This is a genomic window from Virgibacillus sp. M23 (genome assembly GCF_034190895.1).
Taxonomy (GTDB): domain Bacteria; phylum Bacillota; class Bacilli; order Bacillales; family Amphibacillaceae; genus Virgibacillus; species Virgibacillus salarius.
The window spans coordinates 22,107-28,349 of sequence record NZ_JAWDHA010000055.1 but is presented as its reverse complement, the minus strand read 5'-3'; the positions used below and the strand labels follow the sequence as shown (position 1 = coordinate 28,349).

The window sequence follows — 6,243 nt, the reverse complement described above, 5'->3', positions numbered from 1 at the left end:
TTCATAGTGAGACCTCTCCTTGGTATTTATTAATTTCGGGGTCAATGCGCATTGACACCCTGTACTATACCAAGGGGGCTCTTTTTTGTTCAACCCTCAAATTTCTTCATTACAGGAATGCTCCTATTTATTATTTCGAATAAATTACCTTATTAACCCTCATTTAGAAATTTATTACATTAATTACGAAATATACATTAAATTCCATGAAATTTAAATATTATTTAAATTATCAAATATTTAAATAATAACTAATGATTTCTTTCATAGGTTATCGATATAATAGAGCATTATTAATTAAGCATTCAACCTTTTCCATATCACTCTAGATGAAGAATACTTTCTAACTATTTGGGGAATTTACTTTCTACTGTTGAAACGGCTGAAAGCTGAAATATTAGGAATAAGCAAAAACTTTTCTAAAAAAACGTAAATACTAGCCAAAAAGGGAGAACTTAGCTGAAAATACTTTGAAAGCCATATTTTTATATGGAGGTGATGATTTACCACCTAGCGCTTCTATAACAACTCGTTTGCCTTCTTTGTTAAGAGTGAGTTCTTGCGCTCCGTCTGCACGCATAGTTTCTTCAAGGTTTGTAATGCGCTCATAAGGCTGTTCGATCTTTTCATTGTGTTCAATAGATAGTTTGATAAAAGCCTTGAGTTGCTCTTTATCTGATAGAACTGTTGACTACCATGTCACAACCTTTTTTAGTAATTAAGAAACATGGACGAATTCATTTGATTCTCTCCTAATTAATTTTTTATTGCATGTTTAGCAATGTCATTACTAAAAAATATCCAACAGGTAAATTGAAAAATTCTGTAATGGTGTGTATTTCTTCTAAAAATGATTGATGACCTGATTCTTATCGGTAAAGATATAGTGTTTTCAATCCGATTAACTCTGCCATATCACGTTGAGGCAATTTGTTTTCTTTACAAAGTAGTTTGATTTTCTCAAGGTTTATTTTTTTATTTTGACACCTTCTTATATTGCTTTTTTCGTAAGTTATTCACTAAAATATACATTGCATTAATCGCAATACCGATAAACATTATGCATATTTGGCAATTTATTTTCCTATTTCTGCAATAATGTTATATTAGATAAGAGATAATCATTCAAAGCTTTCCGTAACAACCCATCATTAGAAAGATGGTACAGACAGCTTCCAAAAAATAAAGAAGAAGATTTAAGACGATTAAAAAAAATATGGGAAACATTCAAGGAGTTTGATGAATAGGGTAATCACTATGCAAATGTATATAATTTAGCATACATTTGTATGGATTACATATAAAACTAAATTCTCAAAGGGGGGAGTATGCATGCGTACTACTGAATTTGTACTAGGACTAATTGGAGGTATTTTTGGATTTATTGCATCTATTATGGCTTTATTCATCGGTGGAGTTGATGCCGCATTTAGTGAATCTGGTACAAGCGAAGTCATTGGTCTAGGTTGGGCAGGATTTCTATTTTCTGCACTAGCTATTGTTGGTTCAGTTGTGGTTAGATCGAAGGCTAAAGTTGGGGGCATATTGTTATTGATTTCCGCTATAGGCGGTTTGATAAGTATCTCTATGTTCTATTTAGTTTCAGCAATAATGATAGGTATCGCCGGATTAATGGGAGTATTTAAAAAAGACAAAGAAAATAAAATGGCTGCATAAGCAAACAAAAGGGGGCAATTATATTGAAAAAGATTTTATTGTTATCGTTTCCATTAGTATTAATTTTTATGTTAGTAGCTTGTGGTGAGGCAGAAATCAAAGAAGCTGGCGCAGATGACGGAGAAAAAACTAGTGATGATTCCGCAGACAAAAAAGAAAAACCAAAGACACAAGAACTAGCAATTGGCGATGCCGTTGAATTTGATGGCATGAAAATAACTCTGAACGAGGCAAGAATTGAACCAGGTGGAGATTTTGACGAACCAGAAAATGACCAATTTGTAGTAGTTAATCTAACAGCTGAAAATAATACTGACGAAGAACAAACCATGTCCTCTATGATGAACATTGAACTAAAAGACGTGGATGGTTATTCATATACAACAACGATATTAACAGAAGGCGTTAAAGCGCAATTTGATGGAACTATAGAACCGGGCGGAACACTAAGAGGTGAAATTCCTTTTGATGTTCCTGAATCAGATAGTTATGAATTACATTTTTCTGATCCTTTTAAATCTGGTAAAGCAATTTGGAAAATACCAGCTGAAAAATTAAGCAAATAACTGTCTTTTAGAGGCAGAGACAAACGAATGAAGAAACATCAAAAACGAACGATAATTAGTTTAAACTAATTATCGTTCGTTTTTTGATCAGAATCATTCATTTAGCACCTAAAATAAGCGAGACTCCGGCGGGAACAGCACGAAACCGAAGATCAACGTGGTAACGTGTTTTTCTTTACCACGTTAGCTGAAGCCGTTCCCGTGGAAAGCGCGTATATTTTCACGGTACGGCGATGATACTCCTATTGATAATATAATTATTCGTATTTTAAGTAAAGAAGTTGTGTTTTTGCCCCAGCCTCTACTTAAACCTTGGAATTTCTATTATCTGAAATTCATCCAATTATAGGATCTGTCTTTATATCGAGAAAAAGGGATGAAAATGGCCAACTTTCCATGTTCATGGGTTTTACATTCGCTTTTGCATTATTTATCAGATTACTCATTTGGTGAAAAAAGAATACACATGTTACTAAAAAGATGAAAGAAAATTCCTCTGACAAAATCAAAGGAAAATTTGATGATTTGCTCTAAAAAATAGCTTTTTTAAAAATTTCGTGACTTTTATGTGACATTTTTAACTAAAATCTATTTTCTGGAACTTTAAAAAGCTTATGTATCAACGATCTTAGTAATCGTTTGCCCATATCATATCAATATGCCAAATTCCATCCTCAAGATATGGCGACGATATTTGTTTAAACTTAAATGATTCATAAAATGCTTTTAAATAAAGCTGAGCTTGAATTTTAATTATTTTCGTTTTTTCTTCTTCTAAAGCTCCAATTATATACTCCATTAGCTCATTACCATATCCTTTTCCACGATATGCTTCAACGACCAGAACCCGCCCAATGGATGTCTCAGCATATTTACTTCCCGCTGGCAAAACCCGAGCATAAGCAATAACCTTTCCTTCGTCTGTTTTTAAGCAATAATGAACGCAGTGTTGATCATAATTATCCAACTCTGGATAAGCACAAGCTTGCTCTACAACAAATATATCCGTTCTCGCTTTCAAGATTTGATAAAGCTCGTCGTTAGTTAGTTCATGGAACGTACGCTTTAGCCAATGCATACTAGTTCCTCCTCATCATGCAGACATTTGGTTGATATTATTTTACACAAAATAGAGTGATACTTCATGCAGAAATGTGTTTTTACAGTTTTAGTCAGTTAGAAAATCACTTCGTAATTCCATTTTATATGGGGTATTTTAAAAGAGGATATTGAATGGTTGCTGTCGAATGAGATGAATAAAGAAAAAGATGAAGGGAGAAGTCAATTTGAATACAAAAGATATGAATATTGGATTTATTGGTATTGGTGTAATGGGAAAAAGCATGGCGCTTAATCTAATTCAAGCGGGATATAATCTTTCCATCTATACCAGAACCAAATCGAAGGCTGAGCAATTACTAAAGGCTGGTGCAACTTGGCAAGATTCACCCGCATTACTAGCTCAATCATCCGACATCATTATTACGATGGTAGGGTATCCTAAAGATGTTGAGGCTATTTACTTTGGAAAAGAAGGCATTTTAAATTATATATCAAAAGGCACATACTTGATTGACATGACAACTTCAAAGCCTTCTTTAGCAGTAAAAATAGCCGAAGAAGCTAGGGAAAAAGACTGCCATGCATTAGATGCTCCTGTTTCAGGCGGTGATATTGGAGCAAAAAATGGGAAGCTTGCTATTATGATTGGCGGTGAAACAGAGGCATTTGATAAAGTATTTGAACTTTTCCAAGTTATGGGAGAAAATATAGTTCTCCAAGGAAAAGCTGGTGCTGGACAACATACCAAGCTTGCCAATCAAATCACAATAGCTTCAAATATGATTGGCGTATGTGAAGCAGTCGCATACACAAAAAAAGCTGGTCTTGATCCAATGAGGGTTCTTACTAGTATAACTACTGGTGCAGCCGGTAGTTGGTCTTTGTCTAACCTAGCACCACGTATGATAAAAGAGGATTATTCTCCTGGATTCTTTGTAAAACATTTTATTAAAGACATGAAGATTGCCTTAGAAACCGCAGAAGAAATTGGACTTAAAACGCATGGGTTGAAGCTATCACTCCAACTATACGAGGAGCTAGAGGAAAAAGGTGAAGCCGATAGTGGAACACAGGCACTAATTAAACTATTTGAATAACCAACCGAATAGTAAGGATAGGATACTGAAATATCCGTAGACTCTTTGAAAAAGATGAGCGCTTTTCTGCGTGCGCTGTATTGCTGGCGAAGCCTTCCTTCTTCTAAGGGAGGGAAAGCTTCGATGAAGTCTCAGAGTACGGTCAACTTTAGGAGGCTTACCAGCCTCCTAAAGAAAGCAGCATAAATTTCCTTAGCACTCCGTTACATGAACCATCATTTCTTGTTCGATTTTCTACTTGGATTAAAACGCACTTTCCTCCACCTCTTCTTGCAAATTACTTTAATGGAGGAGATATGTTTTTCAGAAAATTTTCATTATCCTTTTTAATCATAATTTTATGATCTATCGTTTTTTAATTTATTTGCCTCCTGTTGAACGATAAAGCCAAGGTCATCATTGCCAAATAACTGCAGAACTTGAAGTACTGTGTCTGTGGAGATCTCCTGTTCATCTTCTTTCGGTACAGTTAATGAAAGAGCATCTGCTAATGCTTCATTCTCCCATTGATCAGGATATGCCTGCCTATACAATGCGGTTGGGCTTAGATTATGATTGACACACCATTGTGCATAAATAAGTATCATCATCTGTTCATCTTGCTGATATCGTTTGACAACTTTATTTTCTTTATCTCTATGCTCCATTATTCACCAACATTTCTCATTAAAAATATCCAGGAAAATGACAATGCCTGTTTTAACTCAAGTGGTAAGTCATTATAATGGGCTTTGTTTACCCCTTGTTTATAGACTCCATATCCATCCATATATTGCAAGCCTTTCTCTTCACAAAGTTTCTGAAACTCCCAAGGCATCATCGTATTACAAATGGATTTTTGATTATGTAATCGCGGAAAGCTATTTAATCTGGGACCTGCTGTAGGTCCTAAAATCCCAACACATAGGAATCCATCCTCCCGCACAACACGTTTTAATTCGTCTAATGCCTTGTCTGGATTTTCTGTCCACTCTAATACATTGATTGCCATAATACCATCCATAGCGGAATCATCAAATGGCAATTGATTTATGTCTCCATGAATGAATGTAATTTCATCGGGAAGCTGTGATTGAGCATAGTCGATCATTTTTTTGGATAAATCCATTCCTGTAACTCGGTACCCTTCTTTGTAAAGCTTATATGCCCCATATCCATCACCGCAACCAATATCTAATAGTTGTTGGCAATTTGGTTTACTGTGCTTTTTGATAAAAGGTACGATTTGATGACGACTGCCTGATTCCCACATATTCTTGCTACGCTTATTCCAAAAATCTGCCTGATCATCCCACAGAACTGCCGCTTCCTTACTCCAATCAAAGCGTTTCATCCGCTCTCTCCTTTTGATCCAATTATAGATATTTGTAGCATAAAAGCGCAAGCGCCCGATTAGAAACGTAGGGCGATTCGTGAAGTCGCCTCGTTTCTGGGCGCTGGAACTGGACGCGGCTCAACACGCCCAAATTTATCCACAGGTCAAATTTTATAATTTTCTAGCCTATAAAAAAGGGTTTACCTCACGGAATGAGATAAACCCTTTATTTCATCTATTATAGACGAGTAACGTTAGCTGCTTGTGGTCCGCGGTTACCTTCTACGATTTCAAATTCAACGTCTTGACCTTCTTCAAGTGTTTTGAAACCTTCTGCTTGGATAGCAGAGAAATGAACGAATACATCGTCGCCATCTTCACGCTCGATGAAACCGAAGCCTTTTTCAGCGTTGAACCATTTTACTTTACCAGTCATTAAAATGACCTCCTTATACAAATATCGTGCAAAGTAATTGAATCATAAATACTTTTACACCTACTTTGATAAAGAGATCGTAAAGTATTA

At 35.5% G+C, this 6,243-nt stretch carries 7 protein-coding genes and 1 pseudogene; 3 read left to right on the top strand and 5 right to left on the bottom strand.

All coding sequences use genetic code 11. The features are described from left to right. Positions 1-436: 436 nt before the first annotated feature. Positions 437-655 (bottom strand): annotated as a pseudogene (locus RVS70_RS23425) (ORF6C domain-containing protein); the annotation flags it as partial. Between the two features lie 677 nt (positions 656-1,332). Between RVS70_RS23425 and RVS70_RS17095 the strand changes: the two are divergent. Continuing rightward, positions 1,333-1,677, top strand: a complete 345-nt coding sequence (locus tag RVS70_RS17095; protein ID WP_026682710.1) for a DUF4064 domain-containing protein — start codon at positions 1,333-1,335, stop codon at positions 1,675-1,677. 23 nt (positions 1,678-1,700) lie between these two features. After that, positions 1,701-2,243: a DUF4352 domain-containing protein gene (locus RVS70_RS17090; protein ID WP_321134182.1), complete on the top strand. Its 543-nt coding sequence runs from the start codon at positions 1,701-1,703 to the stop codon at positions 2,241-2,243. A gap of 628 nt (positions 2,244-2,871) precedes the next feature. On the opposite strand, the gene RVS70_RS17085 is transcribed toward RVS70_RS17090, so the two are convergent. Next, entirely contained in the window at positions 2,872-3,321 is a 450-nt protein-coding gene (locus tag RVS70_RS17085; protein WP_205389548.1) for a GNAT family N-acetyltransferase, read from the bottom strand. Between the two features lie 190 nt (positions 3,322-3,511). Between RVS70_RS17085 and RVS70_RS17080 the strand changes: the two genes are divergently transcribed. Beyond that, on the top strand, positions 3,512-4,402 hold the full coding sequence (locus RVS70_RS17080) for an NAD(P)-dependent oxidoreductase (RefSeq protein WP_121604517.1): 891 nt from the start codon (positions 3,512-3,514) through the stop codon (positions 4,400-4,402). Between the two features lie 338 nt (positions 4,403-4,740). On the opposite strand, the gene RVS70_RS17075 is transcribed toward RVS70_RS17080, so the two are convergent. From RVS70_RS17075 to RVS70_RS17065, 3 genes are all read right to left on the bottom strand, one after another. Next, on the bottom strand, positions 4,741-5,049 hold the full coding sequence (locus RVS70_RS17075; RefSeq protein WP_121604516.1) for a hypothetical protein: 309 nt from the start codon (positions 5,047-5,049) through the stop codon (positions 4,741-4,743). After that, positions 5,049-5,735, bottom strand: a complete 687-nt coding sequence (locus RVS70_RS17070) for a class I SAM-dependent methyltransferase (protein ID WP_026682715.1) — start codon at positions 5,733-5,735, stop codon at positions 5,049-5,051. The genes RVS70_RS17075 and RVS70_RS17070 overlap by 1 nt, the downstream gene beginning before the upstream one ends. A gap of 220 nt (positions 5,736-5,955) precedes the next feature. Continuing rightward, on the bottom strand, positions 5,956-6,153 hold the full coding sequence (locus RVS70_RS17065) for a cold shock domain-containing protein (protein WP_021288643.1): 198 nt from the start codon (positions 6,151-6,153) through the stop codon (positions 5,956-5,958). Positions 6,154-6,243 lie beyond the last annotated feature (90 nt).